The following is a 26,392-nucleotide window of genomic DNA, read 5'->3' as shown; positions in this document are numbered from 1 at the left end:
CTAACGCGTGCGTATTGCCTTTGTCGGAACCGGTTCCATGGGATCAGCTCTCCTGGAAGGCGTACAAGCCTCCACCGATGCGCAGATCGTCGCAACGTGCGCATCCGTCGCCTCAGCAACCCGCCTTCACGAACGGCTCGGAATCGACACGCTGGCAGTTGAAACGACCTCGGACGCCAACCTCCAAGCTATCCACGGGGCCCAGTACGTATTTGTGGGAGTGAAACCGTGGATGCTGGCGCAGACGCTCAAAGAAATCGCGCCACACCTGGAACCACAGACCGTGGTGGTTTCCATGGCCGCTGGGTTCTCACTGGAACAGATGGCCAAGCACGTGCCCAACAACCCGGTTGTGCGCATCATGCCCAACACGCCTTCTCAGGTGGGCCGAGGTGTCATAGCGCTGTCCGCGGGTCAGAAAGTGAGTGACGAGCACGTTCAGGCGCTCACCGAACTACTTTCTGGGGCCGGGCTGGTGTTCCCACTTGAGGAAGAACAGATCGGGGCGATGACCGCGATCTCTGGCTCCGGTGTTGCCTACTTCTTCCTGCTGGCTGAGGCACTGGCCAAAACCGGTGTGGAACTGGGCCTGGATGAAGAAACCGCGAACCGCATGGTTGCCCAAACCGCACTGGGCGCCGGGCTGTTGTTGGACCGCACGCCTGAGCCTGCTGAGCTGCGCAAAGCCGTCACCAGCAAGGGCGGAACAACTCACGCGGCGATCGAAACTTTCCGCGCACACAATTTTGACGACATCGTGTTCAAGGCCGGCTCAGCTGCTGTTGAACGTGGCAAAGAAATGGAAAGCGAGAACGCTGAATGAGCAAAGGAACCAAGGCACAGCATCTTGGAGTCGCCGGCGCTGTCTGTGTGCTAGGTTTCGCTCTTTACTCCACCCTCTCAATCATGATGTGGCGTGGTTTCATCAGCCCGTCGTGGGACCTGGGTATCTTCACTCAACTTGCCGATCAGTACGCGCACTTCCGCGCCCCCGTGGTCAACATCAAAGGCGACGGGTACAACCTTTTAGGTGACCACTTCCACCCCATCCTGATCCTGTTAGGCCCTATTTTTCGGATCTTCCCTTCAGGGCTCACACTGCTGATTATCCAGTCAGCTCTGTTTGCGGTTTCGGCATGGCCACTTACACGCTTGGCCCTGGAACGTTTTGGACTGACAGGCGGCTCGCTTTTGGGTGCGTCCTACATCCTGTCGTGGGGTTTCATTAACGCCGTGTGGTCGCAGTTCCACGAAATCGCCTTCGCAGTCCCACTCATCGCTTTTGGGCTGGTGTGGTGGATGCGTGACAAACGCATCCACGCTGCCGTGGCGATTGGCCTGTTGGTGTTCGTGAAAGAAGACCTGGGCCTCATGGTTCTGATGTTCGGGCTGGCTGTATTGCTCAAAGACCGCAAAGACTGGCAGTGGGCAACCGGGTTCGCAACATGGGGCATTCTGTGGTTCGTTCTCACTGTGCGGGTGATTCTTCCTGCACTGAACCCTCAGGGGCAGTACGACTACACCGACAACGTTTCTGTTGCGGAAACGCTCACACAGTCGGTGGACACCAAGTTCGCAGTCGTGTGCGTTTTGGTCCTAGCCGCCGGTGTGATTGGGCTCAAGAGCCCTTTTATGCTTCTGATGCTTCCCACTCTGGCCTGGCGCTTTGTCGGAAACGTCGAGTACTACTGGGGATTCGACTTCCACTACTCTGCGGTTCTCATCCCCATTGCGGCAGCGTCGATGATCGACGTAGCTCCACGCAGGTTCTTCAAACTGGCCCCTGCAGTAGCCTTTGTGGCCGCGTGTGCAATGCTCGCCCAATCACAGATCAACCTGCTGTGGAAGTATGACCAGTACGCATCACCCAGCGCGCAAAGCGCAATCGAAGCCGCTTCGGAATACGACACGGTAGCAACCGACATCTACTTACTTGCCTACACGGTTCCCCACACCAACACGTACTGGTACGGAACCGTCGGCGACGTTCAACCCGACGCAGTGCTATTCAACACCACGAAAACCGACTACTCGCCAGAGTCGTGGGCGCAAAGCAAATACGGTGGCGTGTGGACAGTGGTCTTTGACGACGGCACGTACAAGGTAGCCGCGCGCCAAGAGTGAGGCTCAAGAGCCCGGGTGGGGTTGAAAACGCTTAGACCTACGGCCTGTCAGCGAAACGAGCCAAAAGCTCCACGTGACCTGCCACGATGAGCACATCGTGCGGGCCAATACGACTCGACGGTTCCGCATACGTGAAGTCCCTGCCCGGCCCCTTCACACCCACAACGGTGACGCCGTACTTCTGGCGAATATCGGACTCTGCCAGCGTGAAGTCCTGCACTTCTTTAGGCGGCCGCATCTTCACAACAGCAAACTGGCCGTCGTCGAACTCAATGAAGTCCAGCATGCGTGAGGACACCAGGTGCGCAACACGTGCGCCAGCCTCTGACTCCGGGTACAAAACGTGCTCAGCGCCAATGCGCTTGAGGATCTTGCCGTGAGCCAAAGAAATCGCTTTCGCCCATATCTGCTCAACGCCCAAGTCCACCAAATTAGCGGTAGTGAGAACACTGGCCTCAATGGACGTTCCGATCCCCACAACGGCGGTGTTGAAATCCTGGGCACCCACCTGACGGAGCGCTTCAATGTTCGTCGAGTCTGCCTCAACAACGTGGGTGAGCTTACCCATCCACTCACTAACGACCTCGGGGTTGCGTTCTACCGCCATGACTTGCCGGCCCAGCTTCATCAGATTGGACGCAGTGGAAGCGCCAAAACGCCCCAGACCAATAACCAGGACAGAACTGTTGTCGCGGGAGTCTTGTTTAGCCAATGATCGGCCTCTCTTCTGGGTACCTGAACAAGCGCTTCGTGGATCGGCTGGACACTGCGGCTGCGAGAGTAATCGTACCTAAGCGACCTAACAGCATGAGGGCACTGAGAATGTACAGGCCAGAGTCTGGGGCCGTGCTGGTGACACCCACTGACAAGCCCACCGTGCCAAAAGCAGAAATGACTTCAAACAACACCATGTCCAGTGAGTTGTGTGTGACATGAAGAAGCGCAATCGTGCCAACCAGCACAAGACCTAGACCAGCGAAGACCACCGAAATCGCGACGCGCACCACGTTGTGCCCGATCCGCCGGCCAAAAGCAGTGACATCGTCATAACCGCGCGCTTCAGCCCAGGCCGCCAAAACCAGCACCGCGAGCGTCGTTACCTTGACACCACCAGCGGTTGAGGACGAACCGCCACCAATGAACATCAGCACGTCAGTGACCAAGTGGCTAGCAGGGCTCAGAAGAGCCATGTCGATTGTGTTGAACCCGCCTGACCGGGTCATCACCGACATGAACAGCGTTTCCCAGAAGGTGGCGCCGAAACCTTTGTTCCCAAGCGTGTCCGGGTTGTTGTATTCGAGCCCAAAGAAGAGGAAAAAGCCCACGACCACCAAGATCGCCGAGGTGGTGAGAGTGAGTTTGGTGTGCAAGTCCCACGACCGTGGCTTATTCCACAAAATAGTGACCACCAGAATGACCGGGAAACCTAACGAACCCACAAACACCGAAAGCATGAGCGTGAACAGGATCCACGGGTCATCGGCGTAGTAGGCGATACCTCCCGGGTGGATAGAAAAACCCGCGTTATTAAACGACGAAACTGAATAGAAGATTGAGTACCAGAGAGCCGTGCCCACTTCCTCACCTCGCATGAGGAAGCGTGGAAAAAGCATCGTAAAAATAACGCTTTCAACAGCCAACGCCGTAATCACCACCGCGCGAAGAAGCGAACCAACTTGGCCAAGGGAGCCGGCGTTCGTCGCTTGCATAGCAATCAAGCGTTGGCGAACTCCAAGGCCTTTCGAAACAACCATTCCCAGAACTGACGCCAGGGTGAGAATCCCCAAGCCACCCAATTGAACCGCCAAAGTGATCGTGACAAGACCGAACCCAGTCCAGTAATCCTGAAAGTCCACCGGAGACAAACCCGTCACACACACCGCTGACACACTGACGAGGAGTGACCGCGCAAAAGAAATGTCGTTGGGGTTCTGATGCGAAATGGGCAGTAATAGCAGAACAGTGAAAAGCGCTACGACTGCAACGAATGAAACGATCGCCAAACGCGCCGGTGACGCCTCGGCAACTCTGTCAATGAAGTCGCGCGCGCGTCGTCCCGGAGAAAACACAACCTCGGAAAAGGTTCGCTTGGGAGAACTCACGAATGACAGCATAGTGGGATCAACGCTGAGACGGGCTACAGTGGTGACATGAGCCACGATGTTTTTGTTGTCTGGGACGAATCAGTGACCGAATACAACTTTGGTCCTTCCCACCCTATGCATCCGCTGCGCTTAGATTTGACCGCCAAACTGGCGACCGACCTCGGCATATTCGATCACCCTCGCGTCCACCTCGGGGCAATTCCTCAGGTCGACGACGACGCACTGAAAAAACTGCACTCCGCTGATTTTATTGAAGCGGTGAAAGACGCCGGACGCACCAGTGAGCTGTCAAAAGAAACCATCGAAGCCTACGGGGTAGGAACCGAAGACGTTCCACGATTCGACGGCATCCACGAAGCCTCCGGTCGGCTCTACATGGGCTCGATTGCTGCAGCCCAAGCCGTCATCAACGGCTCATACGTGCGAGCGGTGAACTTCTGTGGCGGAATGCACCACGCGATGCCCGGCAAGGCTGCCGGATTCTGCGTGTACAACGACGTCGCTGCGGCAGTTCAAGAGTTCTTAGACAACGGATACGAACGGGTTGTGTACATTGACCTAGATGCCCACCACGGCGACGGTGTCGAACACTTCTTCTGGGACGACCCGCGGGTACTGACAATTTCTCTTCACGAAAACGGACGATTCCTGTTCCCCGGTACTGGGTTCGCCGCCGACATTGGGGGCCTCCAGGCAGCCGCGAGCGCCATGAACATCGCGCTACCACCTCGGACGTCTGACGCTGACTGGCTGCGCGCAGTCGATGCCACCGTCCCGCACGTCCTACGCGAATTTAAACCACAAGTGATCGTGTCCCAACATGGGTGCGACGGTCACCGCCTGGACCCCTTGACGCACTTGCGCCTCTCCGTTGACGCGATGCGCAGTGGAGCCGAATGGGTTCGGGATTTGGCCGATGAACTGTGCGACGGTAAATGGGTCGCAACCGGAGGCGGCGGATACGCCATCATCGACGTGGTGCCACGAGCATGGTCGCAGATCGTTGCGATTTCGGCCGGCGTTGACATTGACCCTGGAACAGAAATCCCGCAACGCTGGCGTGACTACGTCATGACGCTCACAGGGAGGGAAGCACCGCTTCGCATGACAGACGGTGGCACCAATGACTTTCAGCCGTGGACATACGGCTATGACCCGGAAGCCGACATTGACCGCGCTGTCATGGCAACGCGCAAAGCGATCTTCCCGTTCTACGGCCTGGACCCGTATTACGACTGACACCGTTAGCTTCAGCACACTCGTTTGAGATGAATAGCCACGAACCGATACACTTACGTGGTTATGTTCAGCTCGTGGGCACTAAAAGTTCACGAGAAATTGCCGAGTATTGAGGTACCTTATGGGTTCAGTCATTAAGAAGCGTCGTAAGCGGATGTCGAAGAAGAAGCACCGCAAGCTTCTGCGCAAGACGCGCCACCAGCGTCGCAACAAGAAGTAGTCTACAAATCACAAACCCCCGTCGATGAAGCGTCGACGGGGTTTCGTGCGTAAGCGAAGCCATGTCGGGAAACACTGGAAACACGGTAAACACTGTGACTTTTGTGGATCGCGTAGGTTGCCACCTGTGCGATGAAGCAAAAGAGACCGTCACTCACGTAATCGACAGTGTGGCCCAGGAAACGGGACACACGTGGACGCTCAACGTGGTCGACGTCGACAGTGACAGTGAACTGCTGGAACTCTACGACTGGGAAGTGCCGGTCGTTCTGATCAACGGACGGCAACACAGCTTCCACCGAGTGGACGAGCGCAGGTTAAAAGCCTCGCTCATCCGCGCAACCCGCACGAACACACACTAACCAGGTCCAGCCAGACCAGTCTGATCAGACTGATTTAGGCCACAAAACTATTCACATCACTACGCTGCGTATGAGGGGTTCTCAGTGTCGTTGCTCGTCCTAGGTGTTTCACACCGCACCGCTCCCATGAGCGTGCTCGATGCATTCGCCTTTGACACGACAGCAGTCGAACAGTTGCGCTCACGAGTCTGCTCAGGCGAATACGTGATGGGTGTCGTTGTTCTGGCGACGTGCAACCGAGTCGAAATCATCGCAGAGGTCTCTGGGTTCCACGGCGGACTCGCTGATCTGGGATCTGCTCTGGTCGACATGACTTCGTTCGACTGGAAAGAGCTGGCCGGACACATGTTCGTACGCTACGGAAAAGAAGCGTACGAACACCTGTTTGAACTCACCACCGGCCTGGACTCCATGGCCATTGGGGAAGCTCAAATTCTGGGCCAAGTGCGGACCGCTCTCAACGAAGCGCGCACCGCTGGAACCTTAACTGGCGACTTGGAACGCGCTGTGAGCCGGGCGCTCGAAGTTGGAAAACGCGCCCACTCGGAAACCGCGCTCGACACCGTATCGAATTCGCTCCTCGACACCGCGCTCTTTTCCGCCCGTGAACACTTAGGCGAAATTACTGGAGCCCGCGCACTCGTCGTAGGTGCCGGCGCCATGTCCGGTCTGGCCGTCGCCACCCTGGTGCGCTCAGGAGTTTCATCACTCACAGTGATTAACCGAACATCAGAGCGCGCCCTTCGCCTTATCGAGCACGCAGAAGAGCTCGCTCAAGAGCTTGGCACTGATCTCACTACCTCGTTTACTGAACTGTCAGAAGACACTCTGGTAGACGAAATCCGTCACTCTAACTTGATCGTCAGTGTGACAGGTGCCCGCGGAACAGTGATCGGGACCGACACCGTGGTGAAAGCCATGAGTTCTACCCCCGAACCACACAAGCGGGCGTTCATTGACCTCGCAATGCCTTTTGACATTGAGCACGGCGTGGCAGACATACCGCACGTGAGCCTCATGGGTCTTGAGCAGCTGTCCTCGGAGTTCGCCCAGAGTAACCTCGCCGCTGACTCCCGCGCAGTTGACGCGCTGGCCCAAGTGCGTGCTCTGATCCGCCAGGCCATGCACCAAGTCGCGGCCGAAAAAGCGGCGTCCAAGATCAACCCCACCGTGGTCGCGTTGCGCAAACGCGCCAGCCAGATTATTGAATCTGAGTACAGCCGGCTGGTGAACAAACTGGGCGATGACGTCAGCGACGACGTGCAGGCAGAAATCCGTAAATCCTTAAACCGCACGGTAGACAAGATTCTGCACAACCCCACCGTCCGCGTTAAAGAACTGGCGCTCACCGAAACCAGTACAGACTACGCCGCCGCACTGTCCACGCTCTTTGATCTCACCGCGGCTCCTGAAACCTCAGAGCTACCGATCGTGGGTGCCAAAAACCGCACGGCGAAAAGCAGCCCAGCCAAAACCGCCAAAACCGCAACCCCCGCGCCAGCCAAATCCACTACCACCGACGGAACCACGCCAGTGGGCGATCACACGCTTGACGTGGTGGAGCCAGAAGGATGGACGCGCACTGTGCGACTGGGCACCCGTAGGTCCAACCTTGCGCGCTCGCAGTCAGTGGGAGTTGCTCAAGACATCGCCGCACACACCGGTTGGCGTGTGGAGATCGTCGAGGTTGTTACAGAAGGTGACGTCAACATGACGCCCTTGGCCAACATGGGTGGCACAGGTGTTTTCGTGTCGGCGGTGCGTCAGGCTCTGCTGTCAGGCAAAATCGACATCGCCGTCCACTCGCTCAAAGACCTGCCCACAGCGCAAGCCCCGGGTATCACCTTGGCGGCGGTACCACCTCGGGTAGATCCATCGGACGTCCTGGTTGCCCGCGACGGACTCACTTTTGACACGCTCCCTCAGGGCGCAGTCGTGGGCACTGGTTCGCCACGCCGGGCCGCGCAAATGCGGGCTGCCCGCCCTGATCTGGACATTCGCGGTGTGCGCGGTAACGTGGACACCCGCATCAAGTACGTCACCGATGGGCGGCTCGACGCGGTTGTTTTGGCCGCCGCCGGTATGCGTCGGTTGGGGCGCCTTGCCGAGGTGTCCCAGACGTTGACGACCGAACTCATGTTGCCTGCCCCAGGGCAGGGTGCGTTGGCGATCGAATGCCGTGCGGAGAACGCGGACCGTGAGCCGTTCGACGCGAAGTTGCGGTCGGGTCTGTTGGCGATCCACGACGAAACCACGTACCGGGCAGTGGTTGCAGAACGCGCTATTTTGTCGCGTGCACAGGCAGGGTGCTCAGCCCCAATTGGTGCACTTGCGAATGTGACCGAACGGTCTATTGAACTGTCTGCAGTCATGGCTGACGATGCCGGTAAACTGGCGCGAATGACGCGGTCCGTGGCCAACACTGGTGTCAACGCGGCAATCGATGTGGGGACACAGATCGCCGATGAGCTTCTCGACACGCTAGGCGTTGTTCCAGATACGTTGACCGGTGCGAATGCTCCGAAGGCCCAACTTGAGGTAAAACCATGAGCGCTTCAACGGTGTTTCCACTGATCCCACAAAAACCGCTGGTTGTTTTTATGGGGACTGGTCCGGGTGATCCCGGGCTGTTGCCTGTGCGTTCGGCCGACATTCTGGCCAGCGCGCAGGTTGTTGTGTATGACCCGGATTTTCACACCGATATTGTCGATACGTACGCCCCGTCGCAGACCACCCGGGTTGAAGAGTCATCCCTGGGGCAAACACCGTCCACGCGTGGTCGCAAGATGGGTGAACTTGCCAAAGAACATGGCCTGGTCGTGCGGTTGTACGCCGGTGACGGTGTCCTGTTTTCGGCCTTGAACTCTGAAGGCGTTGCCGTGCGTCGCACGGGCACCGGGATCGAGGTGGTTCCCGGGGTAGGCCTGTCAGCAGCCGTTGCTTCGTTTACGGGAACTCCGATCACCACCAACCGTGTGCGGTCTCTGAGGTTTGTCGAAGCTGGTGAAATGACCCACACGGACGTGTCGAAGCACCGCAACACTGCCCACGTTTTGACCGGTGACAGCGAAAACACGGTCGCAGCGATCCGCTCTCTTCTCAACGACGGTTGGGATCCGGCTACGCGCGTTCTTTCGGTTGTGCGTGTGTCTCGCGTGCGCCAGGTTTCTGTGGACACCACTTTGGGTGCGTTGGAACAGCGTTTGGAAAGCCAGCCTGTTCCTCACGAAACGATTGTCACGATTCTGGGTGCGGGAATTGAGGACCGTGGCCCGCTTTCGTGGTTTGAGACCAAGCCGCTGTTCGGGTGGAATGTGCTTATCCCGCGCACGCGTGAGCAGGGCGAGATCACCGCTCAGGTGCTCCATGAGTACGGCGCGGAGTCCGAGGTCGTTCCCACGATCGCTATCCAACCACCTCGGACGCCGGGGCAGATGGAGCGCGCGATGCGCGGACTTGTTGACGGGGACTACCAGTGGGTTGGCTTCACGTCGATTAATGCGGTGCGTGCCGTGCGGGTCCTGCTGGGTGACCTGGGGTTGGACGTGCGTTCCTTGGCTGGTGTGCGCGTGGCTGCTGTGGGTGCGCAGACTGCGGCTGCCCTGCGCGAGTGGGGGATCGAGCCTGAGTTGGTTGCTACGTCTGAAGAGTCTGCGCGCGGGCTTGCCGCTGACTGGCCGGTGTTCGACGACGTTGAAGGTTTTAACCGGGTGTTGCTGCCGCGGGCGGATATTGCGACCGAGGTGTTGGTCAACGGCCTGCAGGAAAAGGGTTGGAAGGTTGACGATGTGACGGCCTACCGGACTGTCCGGGCTGCCCCGCCACCGGCTCCGACCCGTGAGGCGATTAAGCGCGGCGATTTCGATGCCGTTTTGTTTACGTCGTCCTCAACTGTGCGCAATCTCGTGGGTATCGCGGGTAAACCGCCGGCGACCACTGTGGTTGCATGTATTGGACCGGCCACTGCGCAAACTGCGGAGTCTCACGGGCTGGTCGTCGACATTGTTTCTCAGGAAGCTAACGTCAAATCGTTAATTGAGGACCTCGCTGATTATGCGCGCGATCTGCGGGATCGCGCGGAAGCTCAAGGCGAACCCGCTCTTCGGCCCTCGGAGCGTCGCCGTACCAGGAGGAAGTCATAATGTACCGTCCACGTCGTCTTCGTAGCACGCCAGCTGTTCGCAGGCTTGTGCAAGAGAACAGGCTTCATGCCGCCGACTTGATTGAAACGCTCTTCGTCAAGGAGTCGTTGACCGAGCCGGCGCCGTTGACGTCGATGCCGGGGGTTGTGCAACACACGCTCGACTCCCTGGTTGACGCGTCCCGCAAGGCCGTTGACGCGGGCGTGGGTGGGATCATGCTGTTTGGGATTCCCAGCCACCGTGATGAGACGGGTAGTCAGGCGACAGCTGAAGACGGGATTCTGAACCGTGCGATTCGTGCGGTCGTTGAGGCTGTTGGTGATCAGACGGTCGTCATGGCGGACCTGTGCCTTGACGAGTTCACCTCCCACGGTCACTGTGGTGTTCTCACGGACACAGGCGAAGTGGACAACGACGCCACGGTTGAGCTGTACGCCCAGATGGCAGTGGCGCAAGCGCGCGCGGGTGTTCACGTGATTGGCCTGTCCGGGATGATGGACGGACAGGTGGCACGTGTGCGTGAAGCGCTTGACGAAGCTGGTTTCACCAACACAATTATTCTGGCCTACGCCGCTAAGTACGCTTCAGCGTTCTATGGCCCGTTCCGCGAAGCTGTCGACTCGCAGCTGAAGGGCGACCGCCGTACATATCAGCAGAACCCAGCTAATGGTCGTGAAGCTCTCACAGAGGTCGCTCTGGACGTTGACGAGGGCGCTGACATTGTCATGGTGAAGCCCGGCATGCCGTACTTGGACGTGCTTGCTCAGGTAAGCGAATCAGTGACCGTACCGGTGTGGGCGTATCAGGTGTCCGGCGAATACGCGATGATCGAGTTCGCCGCCGCTGCTGGGGCTATCGACCGCGACGCTGCAATCATGGAAAGTCTGACCGCGTTTAAACGCGCGGGTGCTGACGCGATCTTGACGTACTGGGCGACCGAGGTTGCTTCCCGGTTGAACGGCCGATCATGACGGCTGAGCACAGCGTAGAGCGAACCGATGAAAACTCGGTTCGGTGGCTTGACGAATCTGAGCAGCGCGCGTGGCGTCACATGGTTGAGTCGTGGCGGCTGCTGATGGCTGTTTTGGATAAGGACTTACGTGTTGACTTTGGGATTGGGATCCCGGAGTACGAGGTGCTGGTCCGTTTGTCGGAGTCCGAGGACTGGTCGTGCCGCATGTCGGAGCTGGCCTTTGAGATCGGTATGTCTCGTTCTCGCCTGACGCACATTGTGGCCAGGATGGAGAAGCGGGGCTTGGTAGAGCGGGTGTCCGCAGCGGGTGACGGCCGAGGTGTCAGCTGCTACATGACGGAAGCCGGCTGGGCGTTGTTGCACGAGGCCGCACCCACGCACGTGACAGGTGTGCGAGAGAATTTTGTTGACGTGTTACATCCGGTCGAGATTAAAGCACTGGGCGAAATTTACGAGAAGGTTCACTCTCACCTTCGCGAGTTAGCCTAGAGACGAGGAGGAGTTTGTATGTCCCACGTAACTTCTGAGTCGGAACGTTTGTTTGCCCGAGCCCAGGCCGTGATTCCTGGGGGAGTGAACTCGCCTGTTCGCGCGTTTAAAGCGGTAGGTGGTACTCCACGTTTCATCCGTAGCGCTAAAGGCGCGCTGTTGTACGACGCAGACGGCAATGAGTATGTGGACCTCATTGGTTCGTGGGGACCCATGATCTTGGGACACTCCCACCCGCAGGTTCTCGAAGCTGTTCACGCAGCAGCCGACCAGGGCTTCTCTTTTGGGACCCCGTCAGAAAACGAAGTTGCGTTGGCAGAAGAAATTGTCGCCCGCATGGACCCGGTTGAGCAGGTGCGCTTGGTGTCTTCTGGAACTGAAGCGACCATGAGCGCGATTCGGTTGGCTCGCGGTTTCACGGGTCGGTCTCGCGTGGTGAAGTTCGCCGGGTGCTACCACGGGCACGTGGATGCGCTGTTGGTCGCAGCCGGTTCGGGAGTTGCTACGTTTGGCCTTCCAGACACCCCTGGCGTGGTTGCCGGGGAAGCGTCGGAGACTTTGGTTGTTCCGTATAACGACGCCCAGGCCCTTACCGAGGTGTTTGAAAAGTACGGTGATTCGATCGCGTGTGTGATCACGGAAGCGTGCCCTGGAAACATGGGGATTGTGCCACCTCGGGACGGTTTCACTCAGCTCATTCGAAAGCTCACACGTGAACACGGTGCCCTGATGATCTCTGATGAAGTCATGACTGGTTTCCGCGTGTCAGAGGCCGGTTGGTACGGCTATGAGTCTGCTGTTGGTGAGGGCTACCCGGACGGGCCTGCAGATCTCTTCACGTTCGGCAAGGTCATGGGTGGCGGTTTCCCAACTGCGGCATTTGGCGGGCGTGCCGATGTCATGGCGCATCTCGCTCCGGCGGGCCCGGTGTACCAGGCGGGTACCTTGTCAGGAAACCCTGTGGCAACTGCCGCTGGTTTGACCACGTTGAAGCTGACCAAAGAACTCGATGTGTACAGCCACATCGAATCCGTTGCCGACCAGTTGCGTGCTGCGGTGACCCAGGAACTGACTCAGGCTGGTGTGCCTCACACGGTGCAGAGCGCGAACTCCATGTTCTCGGTGTTCTTTACTGACCGTCCTGTGGTCAACTACGCTGATGCACAGTCGCAGAATAGTGACGCGTATGCGGCGTTTTTCCACGCGATGCTTGACCAGGGTGTGCACTTGCCACCAAGCGCGTATGAAGTGTGGTTCTTGTCTTTGGCGCACACTCCCGAGGTCGTTGACAGGATTGTGTCTGCGTTGCCTGCCGCCGCACGCGCCGCCGCTCAAGCGAAAGGCTAAAAATGATTATCCGTGTTCACTTGAACCGGCACGGCGAAGTTCACAACCCTGAAGGCATTTTGTACGGTCGCCTTCCGGGCTTTGGGTTGTCTGAGGTTGGTCATCAGATGGCTCAGAGAGTAGCCGAACACTACACGGGATCTGATTTTGTGGTTCGCGATTTGGTGCGTTCTCCACTTTTGCGAACCAAGGAGACTATCGCCCCACTTGCACAGGCCCTGGATATTGAGCCTGTTGTTGATGAACGAGTCATCGAAGCGGAAAACCAGTTCGAAGGAACAAAAGTTGACCGTCATTCGCTCATGCAACCACAGAACTTGCAACGCTTGTACAACCCGTTAAAACCGTCATGGGGCGAACCATATGTGAACCAAGTGCGTCGGATGCGCGCGGCAGTAGCGAGTGTGCACCGCCGTTTGGAGGACATCGCGCGCAGTGAGAAGCTCGAAGAGGTTGACGGTGTGATCGTGTCGCACCAGCTTCCTATTTGGGTGACGCGTTTAGACGCGGAAGATCGTCCACTGGTGCACGACCCACGTCACCGCGAATGTGCACTGGCGTCCTCGACGACTCTCACATTTGAAAATGGTTCACTTGTCGACGTCGGCTACATCGACATTGCAGAAGATCTGCAACCGGCGAAGGGAGTTGCGGGAGCATGACCGTCAACCGTCGCAAAGCTCTCACAGCAGTGTTGGCAACGGCAGCGCTTGTCGCTACGAGCGCCTGTTCAACGAAATCTGATTCGCTTGCTCAGCAGGCAGGGTCAGGGCAGGGCTACGTGTCCGGTTCCGGTGTTGTGACACAGATCCCAGAAGCTGAGCGGGGCGAACCCGTGAACTTCGACTTCACACTTTTGGATGGAAAGCAGGGCTCGGTGAAGGACTACCAGCCCAAACTTGTTGTGGTGAACTTGTGGTACGCGGCGTGCCCACCGTGCCGAAAAGAAGCTCCAGCCCTGAACGAGGTCGCCACCAAATTCGCTGACGACGTCGAATTCTTAGGGGTGAACGTTCGGGACGGAAAAGCTGCCGCAGAAGGTTTCACCAAGACTTTCGACGTGAAGTATGCGAACGCTCTGGACACTGACGGTTCAATTGTTGCTGCTCTGTCTGAAGTTCTACCCCCGCAAGCGACTCCGTCCACGGTCATCCTCGATAAGGAAGGACGGCCAGCAGCGCGTGTTGTGGGCGCAGTAGAAGAATCGACGTTGCGAGGCTTGGTCGAAGAAACTCTGGGCAATTGATGCCTGTACGTATGCTTGCCTCTGCTGGCCAGTCCTTTGCCGACACCGTTCTCAACGGCCCTATTCTCTTAGCGATGGCGGTCGCGCTCCTTGCTGGACTCGTGTCGTTTCTTTCACCCTGCATTCTTCCCCTGGTCCCCGGCTATGTGGGGTACGTGACAGGGCTTTCTGGAACCCACGTCAAGGACAAGAAAACCTGGACGGTGTTAGCAGGCGTGGGGCTGTTCATCCTGGGGTTCGCCACCGTTTTTGTGGCCATTGGGATCTTGTTTTCTGGATTAGGCGTTTTAGTCTCCCAGTGGATTGATATTGTCACCAGGATCTTTGGGGTCATCGTCGTGATCCTGGGAATCGCTTTTCTGGGCGGTTTCCAGCGTCTGCAGAACGATGTGCGGATCTCCAAACGACCTCGGGCTGGGCTTCTAGGAGCGCCCCTTTTGGGCGCGACATTCGCCCTTGGCTGGACGCCGTGCATTGGCCCCACTTTGGCAGCAGTTCTGGCCATGTCCACCAGCTTTGGTGGAACCGGAAACGTGGTGCGAGGAGCGGTACTGACGTTCGTGTACTGCTTAGGCATCGGGATTCCGTTCCTGATTGTCGCGTTTCTCATCCACAAGGGGATGGGCAAACTCGAATGGGTGCGTCGTCACCAGCGGGCAATCGTGCGAGCGGGCGGAATCATGCTGATCGTGCTGGGGCTGGCCATGGTCACCGGGCTGTGGAATCTCATGATGAGCTATATGCAACTGTGGGCAAACGGATTCGAGTTGGTGGTGTAGTGAGTACAAAAACGCAAGCTCCCGCAAATATTGGCACGGTGGGAATGTTGCGCTGGGCATGGCGCCAACTCACCACCATGCGTTTCGCTCTCATCCTGCTCTTGGTTCTGGCCATGGCGGCGGTCCCTGGGTCGCTCTTGCCACAACGCATTCAAGACCCCGGTAAGGTGCGCACGTTCATTGAAGAAAACGGCACCTTGGGTGAGGTGCTCGACAAACTGCAGATGTTCGACGTGTACTCGTCGATCTGGTTTTCTGCTGTGTACATCTTGCTCATGGTGTCGCTGGTGGGCTGTATCGTGCCTCGCTGCGGTCAGCACTTCAAAGCTATGCGGAAGGCCCCGCCAAAAGCGCCGCGCAGGCTTTCGCGGATGCCAGCTCACCAGGAGTGGGAGCTTGAAGACACTGACGGCGAAGAGCTCCTGGACCGGGCACAATGGGCACTGAAAAAGGCCGGCTACCGCACAGTGCGCAACGACGACCACGTCGCGGCTGAACGCGGATACTTGCGCGAAACCGGGAACCTGGTGTTCCACTTTTCGATCCTGTGGGTTGTTGTGGTGTTCGCTCTGGGCGCGCTCGTGTCGTATTCCGGGCAGCGGATTCTGGTGGAGGGCGACACCTTCTCCAACTCGCTGGTGTCGTATGACGACTTCACCCCGGGCACCTACTACAACCCGGATAATCTGGACGATTTCCGCATGACCCTCAATCGTTTCGACGCCACGTTCGACAGCGAATCGGTGGGGTCGCAGTTCGCTCAGCCCCGGCACTTCGCAGCGAATGTCACCACCAACTACCAGGGGGTTGAAGAGAACAAGGTCCTGCAGGTCAACGACCCTGTGCGGTTTGGTCGCACCAGCGTGTACCTCACGGGTAACGGTTATGCTCCTGAAGTCACGGTGAAGAACGCGAACGGTGATGTCACCTTCTCCGGTCCCGTTGTATTCCTACCGGTTGACGGCACGTACGCGTCCCGAGGTGTCGTCAAGGTTCCGGATACCGGTGGGGAACAGTTGGGCTTTGGGGGAGTGTTCCTTCCCACCGCCGGTCTCAATGAGCAAGGCGAACTGATTTCGACCTTCCCGGCAGCAGATCAGCCATATTTGGTAATGAGCGTGTATGCGGGGGACTTGGGTCTGGATGAAGGTGTCGCTCAGAACGTGTACGAACTCGATACCTCTAAGATGCGGGAGATCACCGACGCCGAAGGCAAGCCCGTCACGCTACAGATGGCACCGGGTGAAACTGTGGAGCTTCCAGAAGGTTTGGGCACAGTCACGTTTGACGGTGTGAAACGCTTTGTCGCCGTCGACATTCACTCCAACCCCACACAGGGTGTGCTTTTGGTAGGGGCCGTTCTGCTTATGGTTGGTCTGGGGTTGTCGTTGTTCATTCCGCGCCGCCGTATGTGGGTGCGTGTTACTGACGGCCGGGCAGAAGTCGCGGCTCTTGCGCGTGGGGAAGACCCCAGGGTCCAGCACGCAGTAAAAGCGCTTGCCGTACACTTGAATGAATCTGCGCGTGAAGAGGAAGATTAATGGACGTCTCTGTTGTTTGGGCTAGTTGGTCCAATCTGCTGATTTATTCGGCCATGGCGGTCTACGCGATCGCCTTCATCATTTACTCTCTGGACCTGTTTGGTGATTCTGCTTCCACCAAGAATCAGGCAAAGAGCCAAGCAAAAACAGCTGCAAAAGCCGGCGCGGTCGCGCGCACCTCACGGAACCGTGGCGGTGGCGTAGCAGTTGCTGAACGCGACGAAGATTCGCCGGTTCCGGTCAGTGGTTCGGATAACTTCAGGCGCTGGGCTCGTGTGGGAACTGCGCTGACAGTTCTTGCTGTTCTCATGCACGTGGGTGCTGTTGTCACTCGCACAATTGCAGTCATGCGCGTCCCGTGGGGCAACATGATGGAGTACGCGCTGGTTGCTTCTGCACTGGCTGTCATCACGTATCTGGCAGTTCTGAAGTTTAAAGACCTGCGTTACATGGGAACGTTCGTCGCAGGTTTTGCGCTGATTACTCTGGGCCTGTGCATTACGGTGTTCTACACCCCAGCCGCTCAGCTCATTCCTGCTTTGCAGTCGTACTGGATTTACATTCACGTACCTATTGCGATCCTGTCTACCGCACTGCTGACGGTGTCTGCGATTATTGCGATCTTCCAGTTGCTCACCCTCAACTATGAAAAGCGGACAAAGGAAGACCGCCCTATCCCTAAAGCACTGCGGTTCTTGGCACGTGTTCCTTCGGCTGAACGCATTGAAATCGTTTCGTACCGCTTGGCCGCGGTTGGATTCATCACGTGGACCTTCACCCTGATCGCCGGTGCAATTTGGGCTGAAGTCGCGTGGGGACGCCCGTGGGGGTGGGACACCAAGGAGATCTGGACGTTCGTGGTGTGGGTCATCTATGCCGCGTACCTCCACGCACGTGCAACCCGTGGTTGGTCACAACGCTCAATCGCCGTGCTCAACCTGGTTGGTTTTTCCACCGTCCTGTTTAATTTCGCGGTGGTCAACATCTACTTCAACGGTCTGCACAGCTACTCTGGACTCGAATAGCAAAAACGAACACACTTTGTGTAAACCCTGAGAGTGTTAAGCACTCTCAGGGTTGTTTTATTTCGCAAACCGTAGTTCACGTGGAGTGATGGAGGGGTGAGCAGATTCTCGTTCCTTAACAAAACATGTGCAAACGTGGCTTTCCGTTGAGAAACCAATGAGCAATTGAAACCGTGGAGACTTGGAAAGCTATACCGCACACGAGGAGTTGTTGTTGTGACTCAACCGCAGTTGAAGGAGCCGGACACATCCACTGTTCGAAAGGCCGTCGCGGCTTCTGCAATCGGTAACGCGACTGAATGGTTCGACTACGGTATCTACGCCGTTTCCGTCACCTACATCACGCAACACTTTTTCCCGGGTCAGTACGGAACCCTCCTGGCCCTGGCGACCTTTGCGTTTTCATTCCTAGTACGCCCGCTGGGAGGTATCTTCTGGGGGCCAATGGGCGACCGCCTCGGGCGCAAACACGTCCTTGCCCTCACCATCCTGATGATGGCCGGTGCCACGTTCCTCATTGGTGTGCTTCCTACCCACGAAACCATTGGGATCTTGGCTCCCATCCTGCTGGTGATCTTGCGCGCTGTGCAAGGGTTCTCTTCCGGTGGTGAATACGGTGGTGCGGCCACCATGATGGCCGAATACGCACCCCGTAACCGCCGTGGGTTCTGGGGAAGTTTCCTGGAGTTCGGAACCTTGGCTGGTTTTGCCCTTGGTTCGCTCATTGTGCTCTTCGTGAGCTGACTATAGGTAACGAAGCGATGATGGAGTGGGGCTGGCGTGTACCGTTCCTGATCGCCGGTCCGCTGGGAATTGTGGGTCTGTACTTGCGCAGCAAGTTGGGCGAGTCGCCTGTGTTTGAGGAAATGGATGAGAAGAGTGCCGACGAAGGATCGACAGGAAAGGTTTTCGGCTCACTGTTCAAGGACCACTGGCAGCAGATGCTGATCATGACCGGACTGGTCACAGCCGTGAACGTCGTGAACTACACGCTCTTGTCATACATGCCCACGTACTTTGAGAAGACTGTTGAGCTGTCCTCGCAGACAACGCTAACCATTATGTTCCTCGCGCAGTTCGGTATGATGCTGCTGATGCCTGTTGGCGGACTTTTGAGCGATAAGTTTGGGCGTAAGCCTATGTGGGCGTTTTCCATGATTGGGCTGATTGTGGCCTCCGTGCCCATGTACATGATCATGCCCAACGGTTTTGGGTTCGCTCTGCTGGGTATTTTCGTCCTGGGAGTCTTGTACATCCCGCAGCTGTCGTCGATTTCTGCAACGTTCCCCGCCATGTTCCCCACCCAGGTGCGTTACGCAGGTTTCGCGATTACGTACAACGTTGCCACCGCCGCTTTCGGTGGTACCGCACCTTCCGTGAATGAGTGGCTGATTGGGAAGACCGGTTCACCGCTGGTGCCGGCGTTCTACATGATGGGTGCGTGCGTGATTGGTCTGATTGCAACCCTGTGCATGAAGGAGACGGCAGGGGCTACGATCCGCGGAAACCAGCTTCCCGAGGTGGGTGTCGAGGCGAAGTTCGAGGCAGACGCTAAATAGTCTGGGCGCGCTCGATTTGAGCGGTGATGGCTGCATAGACCTCTTCCACGGGGTCACGTAGCACCGCTTGCCCGTACGTGCGACGACGGTGGCCCGGGCATTCGAGGGTCAGAGTTCCGAAGCGGCCACGCTTGAGGCTAATGTGGGTCTGCTTCAGGGGCCATGATTCGGCGGCTTTGATGCGGCCGATTTTAGGGTACTCGACCGTGGTGTCGGTAATCGTGAAATGCACGCCGGATTCCAGCGGTCCAGCGAAAATTCGCCGCTTCATACGTGCTGCAAATATGGAGAGCGCAGAAAACGAAAACAACACCAAGCACGCGACACTTGATTCCATCCACTCACGTGATTCAGGCTCCGTGGCGAACGTGATCCACACGACGAAGATGCCCAGCAGGCCAAAAACGACTGCGCCGGTCCACAGCAACATGAGGTTGAAAAACCTGGAGACTTTCAGGTTGTGCGAAAGAGATTCTCTAACCCGAACTTCGTATCGAACTTGAGGGGAGTGTTCCACGGTTACTCCTCGCTGTGGGGCTTGCCAGGGTCGCCGGGTTCTTCAGAGTCGCTACGTCCTTGCTTTTTGCGGCGCTCCCAGTCCAGGTCTTCTGAGATTTTGCGGAGGTATTCAGGGTCGTCATCTGGTGCCACTCCACGGGTGGGGGCGCTATTGGTGGTTCCACGGCCAAAGAGGAACCACAAAAGCAGTCCCACCAAAGGAACCAGAACAATGACGGCAATCCATGCGGCCTTAGGCATGATCCGAATCTGGTCTTTGTCACGGACAGCGGCATCAAAAACGGAATACAGTGCAACCGCGACGTAAATGACGATGACACTGAGCAAGATTCGAGACATGCCACCCAGTTTAGGTGATGGCCTGTCTTCGACGGTTACGTGGACTGAAGTAAACTCGTTACATCATGCGTGACTATGTGTTGTACTTGCTGGCCCGACTCGCCGTTTTGGTTATTGTCGTGTCACTGACGATTTGGATTTTTGGTTTCAACCTGATCGCCATGATCGCTGCGATCCTGATTTCAGCATTCCTGAGTTACCTGATGCTGGCTGGTTTGCGGATGCGCGCCACCGACGGGCTCATTGAACGTAACAAGAACCGGAAGGCCCGCGCGCCCAAGGCCAAGAAGGTCAAAAAGGACTCCGACGAAGCTATTGAGGACGCGCAGGTAGACGGGTCTCAGGAGTAGGCGAAGGTTCGCTTATAGCGCGAGCTCATTTCCAGGGTGCCCGCTTACAGTGCGAGGCCCAAGCCTAAAAGCGCGCCATAGGTAAGGGCGGCAAGACCGGTTGACTTGATGCACGGAATGAGATCAGTTCCGGTGCGCCCGCCCAGCACGGTGCGCAGAGGAGAAATCACGAGGGCAAAAGAAATGACGGTAATGAGGGCCGCCATATGACCGGCAAGAGCGGGGATGATTAGAAGAGCGTAGGGGATGCTCACCATGACGGCGTAGCCCACGCGGGCCCTACGATCTCCCAACACTACCGCCAGCGTGGTCTTACCCGCTTGAGTGTCGGTTGGGATATCACGCAGATTGTTCACCATAAGAACAGCACAGGCGAACATGCCAACCCCTACGGCTGCCGCCCACATGGACAGGGTCATTGTTCCGGCTATTGCGTAACCGGTTCCAACGGTTGCCACCAGGCCAAAGAAAATGAAGACGAACACTTCACCCATCGCGTAATAGCCGTACGGGTGAGAGCCCCCCGTGTAGAACCACGCCGCGAGAACCGCAAGCACACCCACGGGGATAAACCACCATGCCTGCGCTACCACCGTGAGCGCAAGGCCAGCGACCCCTGCCGTGGCAAAGGAAAGCATGGCAGCCCTTTTCACTTTGTGTGGGGCAACAAGGCCACTAGCCGTTAAACGAGTGGGACCTACGCGCACATCGTCGGTTCCTCGCACTCCGTCGGAGTAGTCATTGGCAAAGTTCGAACCAATCTGCAGGGCAAGCGCCACGATAAGCGCTAAAACAGAGCACACAATCACGTGAAGGTAGCGGGGCTGGGGAGAATCGGTAGGCAAGGGTGAACCGATAATCAGTTCAGACACGCCTCCCGCCGCGCCAATAGCGGCTCCTGCCCCCGCGAACACCGGCGCAAACGCAAGCGGCAGAGTGCGAAGCCGGGCACCTTCAACCCACTGACCAAACGTGGCCATGACCTACCTCCTCAAAACTTCTCTAGTCTACCCGTCCGGTAGCCAGCGCTTGAGCCAGGTCGCGGGCCGCTCTGCGGTCCGGTTTACCAATCCCTTTCAGCGGAATCTGGTCAACCAACCACGTGCGGTGAGGAAGCTCAGCTGGCCCCAGCCCTGTGCCTGCCAACAGCGACTTCACACGCGTACTCAACTCGGTGTGTGACAGTTGCGCGAACACACTGGACGAACCGGCCATCAGCAGGACGGCCCGCTCACCAAACTCAGGGTCGGGCAGGGAGGTGAGGACCACCTCGGCGACCCCCAATGGTTCCAGTTCCCGCAACGCCGCATTTTCTACCCGCAGGGGTGACACATTGACGCCACCGGAAATAAACACGTCATCAGCCCGGCCCAGGATGCTTAAAACCCCGTCCGTCATGGAACCCAGGTCCGAGGTGAGGAAAGTGTCTCCGTAAAACCCGCTGGGCGCGCCCGGGGGAACCGCGCCGGCTGGGTGATCGATGGGTGCGATTGTGAGGGGGCCGCCACTGCCAGTGCTGCCGACCGCCCCGTGCCCACTCGGATCGCGCGGCTCAATCCGCACGTACCCATTAGCTAAAACGGGCCCAGAAATCATCACGCGCGACTGGTCATCCAGCTTAAGCGTCACCGCGTCGAACGGCACCCCGTCATACACGCACCCGCCACCGGTTTCGCTCATGCCGTAGGTGCGCACGATGTTCAGTCCCGCATCGTGCGCACGCTCAAGCAGGGCCGGCGATATCGCTGCTCCTCCCAGCAGGATCGTGGCGAACCTGCGGGCGACTTCGGTGGCCCGGGGCGATTGCAAGATGCGCACCAGCTGGGTAGGCACTAGCGATACGTACAGGGGGAGGTCGCCGGTGAGCTTCTGGGCGGCTTGGGCGAACGAGTCCGCTGAGAACGCACCCGTGTGGACCACCGGCTCGGTTCCTGCCTGCAGGGAGCGCAGAATCACCTGTGCCCCGGCAATGTGCGTGTGGGGGAGCGCTAAGAGCCACTGTCCGGGTCCGTGGAGGAACCGTTCAGTGGAACGCGCCGAGGCCGTCAACGCCAACGCTGAAAGCGCAACTGCCTTGGGCACACCCGTCGATCCCGAGGTGTAAACCACCAGCGCTGTCTCGGGAGTTGCGCCCGGGGTGGCAGCGGGGGTGGTCGCCGGGTCAGTGACCGCGGTGAGTTCGGTGATGGGGCCGCCGGGCAGCACGAGTGTGTGCGTGCCGTCCAGGGCCCCTGCAAACAGGTTGAAGACAGAGGAGAAGTCGGAGGAACTCACTGGTTCAGTGGCACCTCAGTAGTACCACGGGAATGGGGACCAGTCGGGGTCACGTTTTTCCAAGAAAGCGTCGCGGCCTTCAACAGCCTCATCAGTCATGTAGCCCAAACGTGTGGCTTCACCGGCGAACACCTGCTGACCAATCAGCCCGTCGTCAACCAGGTTGAACGCGAACTTGAGCATGCGTTGCGCGTTGGGGGACTTGCCCATGATTTCGCGCGCCATGCGTAGGGCGGCGTCTTCAAGCTCAGCGTGGGGCACCACTTCGTTGACCGCGCCCATGTCGTACATGTCTTGAGCAGAGTAGGTGCGGCCCAGGAAGAAGATTTCGCGGGCGCGCTTCTGTCCCACCATCTTGGCCAGGTACGCGGATCCGTAACCGGCGTCGTAGGAACCCACATCGGCGTCGGTCTGCTTGAACTTTGCGTGTTCCTCACTGGCGATCGTCATGTCGCACACCACGTGCAGACTGTGCCCGCCACCGGCCGCCCAGCCAGGAACCACGGCGATCACCACTTTGGGCATGGTGCGAATCAGGCGCTGGACCTCGAGGATGTGGAGCCTGCCCGCCCGGGCTGGGTCCACGGTTTCAGCGGTTTCGCCGCCTGCGTATTGGTAGCCGGAACGACCTCGGATTCGTTGGTCCCCACCGGAACAGAACGCCCACCCACCGTCTTTGGGGCTGGGTCCGTTGCCGGTGAGCAGAACGCACCCCACGTCGGGTGTTTGGCGTGCGTGGTCAAGTGCCCGGTACAGTTCGTCGACCGTGTGCGGGCGGAAAGCGTTGCGCACGTGTGGCCGGTCAAATGCGATGCGCACGCACCCAAAGTCCGAACCGTCGGGGTTGATGGCCCGGTGGTAGGTGATGTCGGTGAAGTCGAATCCTTGAACCTCACGCCATTTGGTGGGGTCGAAAATGTCTGAAACAGTCATGAAGCCAGCATAGTGGTTACAGTTTTGTGCATGGACGCACGCGATCTTCCACATGACCCCGGCGAACTGTTCAGCGAAATACACGTGGTGACCCTTCCCATGGTGACGCGCTTTCGCGACATCACTGAGCGGGAACTCATGGTGGTCAAGGGGCCAGCCGGGTGGGCCGAGTTTTCGCCGTTCGTGGAGTACCAGGTGGAGGAGGCGTCACGGTGGTTGCGTGCCACGGTCGAAGCGGCCACGACCGAGTTCCCTACGCCTTTGCGTGACACGGTGCGCATCAACGCGACCGTACCGGCGTGCCCCGCTCACGAGGTTGGTGGGATTCTGGGAAGGTATCCCGGCGCCGAGGTGGTAAAAGTGAAGATCGCCGCCCGCGGATTTGCCAGTGTGGACGAGGATGTAGAGCGGGTGAGTGCCGTGTTGAGGCTAAGTTCCGCGCGGATCAGGTTGGATGCCAACGGGGCGTATTCCGTTTCAGAAGCCGTGAATGCTGTACGAAGGTTTGCTGACTTGTCCGCGTTTCTTGAACGGGTGGAGTACGTTGAGCAGCCGTGCGCGCGCGTCGAGGACTTAGCGGCTGTGCGTGAACAGGTGGAGGGCGTGCGGATCGCTGCCGATGAGTCGATTCGCAAGGCCCAGGACCCGCTTCGGGTTGCGCAGCTGGGGGCCGCCGATCATATTGTCGTCAAGGTTCAGCCGTTGGGTGGTGTGCGAGCCGCTATCCGCGTGGTGAAGGAGTGTGGATTGCCGGTCACGGTGTCGTCTGCTCTTGAGTCCTCGGTGGGGCTCAGCGTTGGGGTAGCGCTGGCAGCGAGCCTCGACGACGAATCGGCCGCAGGTTTGGGCACAGCTGCGCTGTTGTCCGCCGATGTGGTGACGAATCCGTTGCAAGCTCGCGAAGGCGTGCTGCCAGTTGGGCGGGTGGAACCGTCGCAGTTTTTGTTGGAAAAGTATCGTGCCCAGCCCGCGCGTGCCGAATGGTGGGTTCGGCGGTTGCGCGCGTGCTGGGCGCGGCTGCTAGAGAGTCGTGAGGACTAACCGAGTTTTTCTAGAATGGTTTGAACTTCTTTCGACAGTTCAGCGTCGTCAGAGTCACCGCCTGTGGCTTCTGCCCCGATCGTAGTACCACTGACGAGCACGTTACCCTTGCGGGTGGTGACCGTTGAGACAGGGCCAGTGCCCAAGTCTTTGACTTCCATGCTCGTGACCAGAGCCTCGTCGGCGCCGTCTACTGAGCTGTCCTTTGTCTCCGTTGTAACAGTGAGCTTTTGGCCCCCTACGCTCATCGTGATGGTGGAGCACTTGCTCATGCCTGTTTTGGAGTTTGCCAGTTCTTTTTTGGCCTCATCTTCAGAGCCATAAACAACTCCTGAGGCAGCTGCATCCTGACCTTTAGTTCCCACAATCGTTTTGTCGGAAGTTGTTTGGTCGATGCGCTGAACTTGGCTCAAGAGAATGTCTTTACATTCTGCAGGTTCAATCTCTGCCTTCTCCATATCCATGGTTGGTGGCTGCGCGTTAGCCTGGAGCTCATATCCCGCGTCCTTGAAAGCCTGTTCGACCTGTTCCTTGGTGTACGCGGTGTTCTGTGCCTGATCGTCACCCGAGCCCTGGCCCTGATCCTGGCCTTGCTGTTGGCCTTCGTTGGTTCCTTCAGTGGGGGCGCCGGGCTCACCTGTTGAGCAGGCGGCCAAAGTGAGGGATGCGCCGATCGCGACGGTTGCAAAAGCGGTTCGAATGGTTTTCATGTTGTACCTCCATGAAAAACGATAACAACGGACCAAAAACTACAACATCACGATCATGCGAATTTGGTGGGATGTTTCAGGGTTGCAACATGCGCTGTTCGCGTTTGACTGAAGGTTTGAGCATCCCGTGGGTGTAAGCCAGAACCAACATGAGCACCCCAGCGGAAAGCGCAATGACGATAGTGATGACTGACGCTTCAACCCCCATGTCCCCTCCGGTGAGCCATGCCGGTCCGTGCCATGTGGCCACGAGCAGGCCCGCGGTGTCGCCGGTTCCGGAAACATCGGAGCTGAAGATACCAGCCTGAGCGAAATTCCAGCCCGTGTGAATACCAATCGCTAACCACAAGCGACGCGTGAGGAAATACGCAGCGCCTAACAGAACGCCTGCTTCCAGTGCGATTGCGACGGCCCCAAAGAGCGAGGCCTCAGGGTTGGTGATGTGGACGAGCCCAAAGACCAGAGAGGTCACCAGCAGGGCCGGTAGCCAACCCCACCAGGCGTCCAAAATGCGTAGCCCGAAACCTCGGAACAGGACCTCTTCCATAAAGCCCGGCCCAAGTCCGATCGCGGCAGCTGTAAGAAGAGCAGGCAACAGTGTGGGACCCGTGTGGATACCGGTCACCGAATAACCGCCCAGCACCCAGATCACTACCACCGCCAGCGCGATCAGAACGACCCCTGAGGCTACCCCCAAAATGAACTCCAAGAACTTGCGTTTACCCTTCAACCCGTTTCCGGGAGTGCCACCCACTTTGCTCACGATAAGCATGTAGCCAAGCATCGAAACCGCGATGCCACACGCCACTCCCACACAGAGAAGAACAGTGGGGAGAAGTTCGGGGGTCCGTCCGCTGAACCCAATCATGTCAGCGATGTCGTCAGGCTTCCCCGTGGCGATCGCATACACGGCGACCGGGATGACCATAAAAGCCTGAGAAACAAAGAACAGCACGGTTCCCAAACAGAGCTGCCAGCCGCGTCGCTTGTCGTTTCTGTGTACCGCCGGTGCAAGCGGTGCAACAGAGGACGCGTACGGGGAGGGAGGGTAGTTCATGTTTTCAGTCTAACTAAGC

General features: G+C 58.1%; 26 protein-coding genes and 1 pseudogene. 18 read left to right on the top strand and 9 right to left on the bottom strand.

Features of this window, described 5'->3' with window-relative positions; all coding sequences use genetic code 11:
• Positions 1-7: 7 nt before the first annotated feature.
• Positions 8-823 (top strand): pyrroline-5-carboxylate reductase, encoded by an 816-nt coding sequence (gene proC, locus QP868_RS00270; protein WP_284924508.1) that lies wholly within the window; start codon positions 8-10, stop codon positions 821-823.
• Complete coding sequence (locus QP868_RS00265) at positions 820-2,124, top strand: DUF2079 domain-containing protein (protein WP_284924507.1); 1,305 nt, start codon at positions 820-822, stop codon at positions 2,122-2,124. The genes proC and QP868_RS00265 overlap by 4 nt, the downstream gene beginning before the upstream one ends.
• Before the next feature lie 37 nt (positions 2,125-2,161).
• On the opposite strand, the gene QP868_RS00260 is transcribed toward QP868_RS00265, so the two are convergent.
• Positions 2,162-2,836, bottom strand: a complete 675-nt coding sequence (locus QP868_RS00260) for a potassium channel family protein (protein WP_005884063.1) — start codon at positions 2,834-2,836, stop codon at positions 2,162-2,164.
• Positions 2,829-4,226 carry a TrkH family potassium uptake protein gene (locus QP868_RS00255; protein WP_350309948.1) on the bottom strand — a complete coding sequence of 466 codons (1,398 nt, stop codon included), beginning with the start codon at positions 4,224-4,226 and terminating at the stop codon, positions 2,829-2,831. The genes QP868_RS00260 and QP868_RS00255 overlap by 8 nt, the downstream gene beginning before the upstream one ends.
• A gap of 48 nt (positions 4,227-4,274) precedes the next feature.
• On the opposite strand from QP868_RS00255, the gene QP868_RS00250 reads away from it, so the two are divergent.
• The 14 genes and pseudogenes from QP868_RS00250 to QP868_RS12125 all read left to right on the top strand — a co-directional run bounded on the left by QP868_RS00250 (position 4,275) and on the right by QP868_RS12125 (position 19,150).
• Positions 4,275-5,468 (top strand): acetoin utilization protein AcuC, encoded by a 1,194-nt coding sequence (locus tag QP868_RS00250; RefSeq protein WP_284924506.1) that lies wholly within the window; start codon positions 4,275-4,277, stop codon positions 5,466-5,468.
• Between the two features lie 121 nt (positions 5,469-5,589).
• Entirely contained in the window at positions 5,590-5,688 is a 99-nt protein-coding gene (locus QP868_RS00245; protein WP_005504750.1) for a 30S ribosomal protein bS22, read from the top strand.
• 94 nt (positions 5,689-5,782) lie between these two features.
• Entirely contained in the window at positions 5,783-6,049 is a 267-nt protein-coding gene (locus QP868_RS00240; protein WP_284924505.1) for a glutaredoxin family protein, read from the top strand.
• Between the two features lie 84 nt (positions 6,050-6,133).
• Complete coding sequence (hemC, locus tag QP868_RS00235) at positions 6,134-8,599, top strand: hydroxymethylbilane synthase (RefSeq protein ID WP_284924504.1); 2,466 nt, start codon at positions 6,134-6,136, stop codon at positions 8,597-8,599.
• Positions 8,596-10,191, top strand: coding sequence for a uroporphyrinogen-III synthase (locus QP868_RS00230; protein ID WP_284924503.1), 1,596 nt, complete (start codon positions 8,596-8,598; stop codon positions 10,189-10,191). Before hemC ends, QP868_RS00230 begins: the two co-directional genes overlap by 4 nt.
• Positions 10,191-11,162 carry a porphobilinogen synthase gene (gene hemB, locus QP868_RS00225; RefSeq protein ID WP_284924502.1) on the top strand — a complete coding sequence of 324 codons (972 nt, stop codon included), beginning with the start codon at positions 10,191-10,193 and terminating at the stop codon, positions 11,160-11,162. Before QP868_RS00230 ends, hemB begins: the two co-directional genes overlap by 1 nt.
• A complete protein-coding gene (locus QP868_RS00220; RefSeq protein WP_284924501.1) occupies positions 11,159-11,653 on the top strand; it encodes a MarR family winged helix-turn-helix transcriptional regulator in 495 nt (164 codons plus the stop codon). Before hemB ends, QP868_RS00220 begins: the two co-directional genes overlap by 4 nt.
• A gap of 18 nt (positions 11,654-11,671) precedes the next feature.
• Positions 11,672-13,000: a glutamate-1-semialdehyde 2,1-aminomutase gene (gene hemL / locus QP868_RS00215; RefSeq protein WP_284924500.1), complete on the top strand. Its 1,329-nt coding sequence runs from the start codon at positions 11,672-11,674 to the stop codon at positions 12,998-13,000.
• 2 nt (positions 13,001-13,002) lie between these two features.
• A complete protein-coding gene (locus QP868_RS00210; RefSeq protein ID WP_284924498.1) occupies positions 13,003-13,662 on the top strand; it encodes a histidine phosphatase family protein in 660 nt (219 codons plus the stop codon).
• Entirely contained in the window at positions 13,659-14,246 is a 588-nt protein-coding gene (locus QP868_RS00205; protein ID WP_284924497.1) for a TlpA family protein disulfide reductase, read from the top strand. Before QP868_RS00210 ends, QP868_RS00205 begins: the two co-directional genes overlap by 4 nt.
• Complete coding sequence (locus QP868_RS00200; RefSeq protein ID WP_284924496.1) at positions 14,246-15,025, top strand: cytochrome c biogenesis CcdA family protein; 780 nt, start codon at positions 14,246-14,248, stop codon at positions 15,023-15,025. Before QP868_RS00205 ends, QP868_RS00200 begins: the two co-directional genes overlap by 1 nt.
• Positions 15,025-16,566 (top strand): cytochrome c biogenesis protein ResB, encoded by a 1,542-nt coding sequence (gene resB, locus QP868_RS00195; RefSeq protein ID WP_284924495.1) that lies wholly within the window; start codon positions 15,025-15,027, stop codon positions 16,564-16,566. Before QP868_RS00200 ends, resB begins: the two co-directional genes overlap by 1 nt.
• On the top strand, positions 16,566-17,591 hold the full coding sequence (gene ccsB / locus QP868_RS00190) for a c-type cytochrome biogenesis protein CcsB (RefSeq protein ID WP_284924494.1): 1,026 nt from the start codon (positions 16,566-16,568) through the stop codon (positions 17,589-17,591). The genes resB and ccsB overlap by 1 nt, the downstream gene beginning before the upstream one ends.
• A gap of 216 nt (positions 17,592-17,807) precedes the next feature.
• A pseudogene (locus QP868_RS12125) lies at positions 17,808-19,150 on the top strand (MFS transporter).
• Here the strand turns inward: QP868_RS12125 and QP868_RS00180 are convergent.
• The gene (locus QP868_RS00180) at positions 19,143-19,667 is read right to left on the bottom strand and encodes a hypothetical protein (RefSeq protein ID WP_284924493.1); all 525 of its coding nucleotides are present in this window, start codon (positions 19,665-19,667) and stop codon (positions 19,143-19,145) included. The pseudogene QP868_RS12125 and the gene QP868_RS00180 overlap by 8 nt on opposite strands.
• A gap of 2 nt (positions 19,668-19,669) precedes the next feature.
• A complete protein-coding gene (locus tag QP868_RS00175) occupies positions 19,670-20,008 on the bottom strand; it encodes a PLDc N-terminal domain-containing protein (RefSeq protein WP_284924492.1) in 339 nt (112 codons plus the stop codon).
• Between the two features lie 65 nt (positions 20,009-20,073).
• Between QP868_RS00175 and QP868_RS00170 the strand changes: the two genes are divergently transcribed.
• Positions 20,074-20,358, top strand: coding sequence for a DUF4229 domain-containing protein (locus tag QP868_RS00170; protein ID WP_284924491.1), 285 nt, complete (start codon positions 20,074-20,076; stop codon positions 20,356-20,358).
• 44 nt (positions 20,359-20,402) lie between these two features.
• Here QP868_RS00170 and QP868_RS00165 read toward each other — a convergent pair whose 3' ends face one another.
• The 3 genes from QP868_RS00165 to QP868_RS00155 are packed head-to-tail and all read right to left on the bottom strand — an operon-like array spanning position 20,403 to position 23,565.
• Positions 20,403-21,338, bottom strand: coding sequence for a 1,4-dihydroxy-2-naphthoate polyprenyltransferase (locus tag QP868_RS00165; protein ID WP_284924490.1), 936 nt, complete (start codon positions 21,336-21,338; stop codon positions 20,403-20,405).
• Positions 21,339-21,360: 22 nt separating this feature from the next.
• Entirely contained in the window at positions 21,361-22,632 is a 1,272-nt protein-coding gene (locus QP868_RS00160; protein WP_284924489.1) for an AMP-binding protein, read from the bottom strand.
• 15 nt (positions 22,633-22,647) lie between these two features.
• Positions 22,648-23,565 carry a 1,4-dihydroxy-2-naphthoyl-CoA synthase gene (locus QP868_RS00155; RefSeq protein WP_284924488.1) on the bottom strand — a complete coding sequence of 306 codons (918 nt, stop codon included), beginning with the start codon at positions 23,563-23,565 and terminating at the stop codon, positions 22,648-22,650.
• 30 nt (positions 23,566-23,595) lie between these two features.
• Between QP868_RS00155 and QP868_RS00150 the strand changes: the two genes are divergently transcribed.
• Positions 23,596-24,606: an o-succinylbenzoate synthase gene (locus QP868_RS00150; RefSeq protein ID WP_284924487.1), complete on the top strand. Its 1,011-nt coding sequence runs from the start codon at positions 23,596-23,598 to the stop codon at positions 24,604-24,606.
• Here QP868_RS00150 and QP868_RS00145 read toward each other — a convergent pair.
• Together QP868_RS00145 and QP868_RS00140 are read right to left on the bottom strand one after the other, a co-directional pair.
• Positions 24,603-25,316, bottom strand: coding sequence for a sensor domain-containing protein (locus QP868_RS00145; protein WP_284924486.1), 714 nt, complete (start codon positions 25,314-25,316; stop codon positions 24,603-24,605). The genes QP868_RS00150 and QP868_RS00145 overlap by 4 nt on opposite strands.
• A gap of 76 nt (positions 25,317-25,392) precedes the next feature.
• Entirely contained in the window at positions 25,393-26,373 is a 981-nt protein-coding gene (locus QP868_RS00140; protein ID WP_284924485.1) for a CPBP family intramembrane glutamic endopeptidase, read from the bottom strand.
• Positions 26,374-26,392 lie beyond the last annotated feature (19 nt).

Source organism: Brevibacterium sp. UMB1308A (genome assembly GCF_030230605.1).
GTDB lineage: Bacteria > Actinomycetota > Actinomycetes > Actinomycetales > Brevibacteriaceae > Brevibacterium.
Note: the sequence above shows the minus strand (reverse complement) of the source record. Positions and strands in the feature narration are given on the sequence as shown.

What these genes read in the sequence shown, in the direction of transcription:
- QP868_RS00245 (WP_005504750.1), top strand. Translation starts at nt 5,590, where the DNA reads ATGGGTTCAGTCATTAAGAAGCGTCGTAAGCGGATGTCGAAGAAGAAG.
- hemB (WP_284924502.1), top strand. Translation starts at nt 10,191, where the DNA reads ATGTACCGTCCACGTCGTCTTCGTAGCACGCCAGCTGTTCGCAGGCTT.
- QP868_RS00230 (WP_284924503.1), top strand. Translation starts at nt 8,596, where the DNA reads ATGAGCGCTTCAACGGTGTTTCCACTGATCCCACAAAAACCGCTGGTT.
- QP868_RS00150 (WP_284924487.1), top strand. Translation starts at nt 23,596, where the DNA reads ATGGACGCACGCGATCTTCCACATGACCCCGGCGAACTGTTCAGCGAA.
- ccsB (WP_284924494.1), top strand. Translation starts at nt 16,566, where the DNA reads ATGGACGTCTCTGTTGTTTGGGCTAGTTGGTCCAATCTGCTGATTTAT.
- QP868_RS00210 (WP_284924498.1), top strand. Translation starts at nt 13,003, where the DNA reads ATGATTATCCGTGTTCACTTGAACCGGCACGGCGAAGTTCACAACCCT.
- QP868_RS00170 (WP_284924491.1), top strand. Translation starts at nt 20,074, where the DNA reads ATGCGTGACTATGTGTTGTACTTGCTGGCCCGACTCGCCGTTTTGGTT.
- QP868_RS00220 (WP_284924501.1), top strand. Translation starts at nt 11,159, where the DNA reads ATGACGGCTGAGCACAGCGTAGAGCGAACCGATGAAAACTCGGTTCGG.
- QP868_RS00145 (WP_284924486.1), bottom strand. Translation starts at nt 25,316, where the DNA reads ATGAAAACCATTCGAACCGCTTTTGCAACCGTCGCGATCGGCGCATCC.
- QP868_RS00200 (WP_284924496.1), top strand. Translation starts at nt 14,246, where the DNA reads ATGCCTGTACGTATGCTTGCCTCTGCTGGCCAGTCCTTTGCCGACACC.
- QP868_RS00250 (WP_284924506.1), top strand. Translation starts at nt 4,275, where the DNA reads ATGAGCCACGATGTTTTTGTTGTCTGGGACGAATCAGTGACCGAATAC.
- hemL (WP_284924500.1), top strand. Translation starts at nt 11,672, where the DNA reads ATGTCCCACGTAACTTCTGAGTCGGAACGTTTGTTTGCCCGAGCCCAG.
- QP868_RS00205 (WP_284924497.1), top strand. Translation starts at nt 13,659, where the DNA reads ATGACCGTCAACCGTCGCAAAGCTCTCACAGCAGTGTTGGCAACGGCA.
- QP868_RS00155 (WP_284924488.1), bottom strand. Translation starts at nt 23,565, where the DNA reads ATGACTGTTTCAGACATTTTCGACCCCACCAAATGGCGTGAGGTTCAA.
- QP868_RS00140 (WP_284924485.1), bottom strand. Translation starts at nt 26,373, where the DNA reads ATGAACTACCCTCCCTCCCCGTACGCGTCCTCTGTTGCACCGCTTGCA.
- QP868_RS00175 (WP_284924492.1), bottom strand. Translation starts at nt 20,008, where the DNA reads ATGTCTCGAATCTTGCTCAGTGTCATCGTCATTTACGTCGCGGTTGCA.
- QP868_RS00165 (WP_284924490.1), bottom strand. Translation starts at nt 21,338, where the DNA reads ATGGCCACGTTTGGTCAGTGGGTTGAAGGTGCCCGGCTTCGCACTCTG.
- QP868_RS00265 (WP_284924507.1), top strand. Translation starts at nt 820, where the DNA reads ATGAGCAAAGGAACCAAGGCACAGCATCTTGGAGTCGCCGGCGCTGTC.